This window comes from Pseudomonas sp. RL_105y_Pfl2_101 (assembly GCF_963970585.1).
Taxonomy (GTDB): domain Bacteria; phylum Pseudomonadota; class Gammaproteobacteria; order Pseudomonadales; family Pseudomonadaceae; genus Aquipseudomonas.
The window spans coordinates 1-2022 of sequence record NZ_CAXAPG010000103.1 but is presented as its reverse complement, the minus strand read 5'-3'; the positions used below and the strand labels follow the sequence as shown (position 1 = coordinate 2022).

The window sequence follows — 2022 nt, the reverse complement described above, 5'->3', positions numbered from 1 at the left end:
GCGCCGGCCTTGAGAATGCCCAGCAGGCCCGCCACCATGTCCAGGCTGCGATCGGCACAGATCGCCACGCGGTCATCCGGGCGAATGCCCAGTTCCAATAGGCGATGAGCGACCTGGTTGGCGCGCGCATTCAATTGCGAGTAGCTCAACGCTGCCTCGCCAGAGACAACCGCGACGGCATCCGGACAGGCCGCGACCCGTGTTTCGAACAAGCCGTGCAAGGTCAGGCCCTGCGGGTAATCGACCGCCGTGGCATTGAACGTTTCCAACAGATGCAGACGTTCGGCCGCCGGCAGACTCGTGAGGGCCTGCAGTGGCGTATCCGGCGCCTGCTCCAGTGCGCTGACCAGACTTTCGAGCGTGGTCTGCACGTACTCGCCGATACGCCGCGCGCCGGTTCCGACCAACGCTTGCACCACCAGGCTGAAGCCCTCGCCTTCATCATCCACGGCCAGCGCCAAGGGGTAATTGGTCCGTTCTTCACCGCCAATCGACTCGATGCCTTGCCACGCCGTCAGCGCCTGCGCGGTCACCTCGATCCCGCAATGACGATAGTTGAGCATCGAACTGAACAACGGTGTTGGCGCAACCACGCCACTGCAACGCTGGGCCAGTGCCAACGGAGCATGCTCATGGCCCAGCAGGCCGCTGAGTCGTTTGTGGGTCGCCTTCACCGCTGCGTATACATCTTGCCCAGCCAGGCTCACCCGCAATGGCAAGGTGTTGATGAACATGCCCAGGGCCCGGTCAGCTCCATCGCCGGCCTGCATGCGACCCAATAGTACGGTGCCGAAGACCACGTCGTCGCGACCGCTGACACGGCCCAGGACGTGCGCCCAGGCCAAGTGCATCAGGCTCGCCGCGCTGACGCCCAACTGGCGGGCCTGGTCGCGCAGACGGCGACACAAGCCCGCCTCCACGGCCAGCTTTACCTCTTCCACGCCATTGCCATCGCCTTGCACATCCCGCAGGCCGAACGGCAACGTAGGCTCGTCGACGTCGCCAAGCATGTCGCGGAAAAACGCTTCGTGCGCCTGCTGATCGACACCCAGGCGCGCCTGGGCCACGTAGTTGCGATAAGGCACCGATTCGCCCAGTTCATGGACCTTGCCCAACAACTGCGCCTGCATTTCACGTTCCAGCACTTCCAGGCCGGTATGGTCCAGGACCATATGGTGGAACAGCAGCATGGCGACCCAGCGCTGGTTGGCGACGTCCTCGGCGATAGCCAGACGCAGCATCGGTGCCTGCCGCACGTCCAGCCGATAATGCCGGGCATCGAAACGCTCATACAGCCGGGCAACGGCATCGCCGCCGCTCGGGTCCGCGTCCAACTCGTCAACGCTGAGCCGAGCCTGTCGCCACACGACCTGCATCGGTTCGTCGAGGTTTTCCCAGACCATCGAAGTTCTGAGAATGTCATGCCGGTCAATCACCCCCTGCAAAGCCTGGGCAAAGTCATCCAACCGGGCCCGGCGGTCAAACCCGAACAGCGTTTGCAGCACGTACGGATCACCCATTTTCGCCGTCAAATGGTGATACAGGATGCCTTCCTGCAACGGCGCCAGTGGGTAGATCTCCTGCACGTTGCGCGCTCCTCCCGGCACGCTCGCCACGATCCGATCGATGGCCTCCTGGCTCAATACGGCCAGCGGCAACATGTCCGGTGTGATGCGCTCACAGCCTTCGACGACGGCGCAGGCCGGCACCACCACATCCCGGTGTCCGCCCACCGCAGCGGCCAGAGCCTGCAGCGTTGGCTGGCTGAACAGCACGCGCACATCCACCGATAGTTCGGCCTGGCGCATGCGCTCGATCAGCCTCATCGCCAGCAGCGAATGGCCGCCCAGTTCGAAGAAATTGTCGTGGCGACCGACCCGCTCCACTTTCAACAGCTCGGCCCACAGGTCGGCCAAGACCTGTTCGATCTCGCCTTGCGGTGCCTCGTAGGCCTGGCTGGCGTACGCCTCGGCATCCGGTGCCGGCAGGGCCTTGCGGTCCACCTTGCCGTTGAGGGTCAAC

1 protein-coding gene is annotated in these 2022 nt (G+C 64.1%); it reads right to left on the bottom strand.

Annotated elements, in window-relative coordinates:
• Window positions 1-2022, bottom strand: a 2022-nt coding sequence (locus AACY31_RS28555) for a condensation domain-containing protein (RefSeq protein ID WP_339505619.1), incomplete at both ends; no start/stop codon positions are given.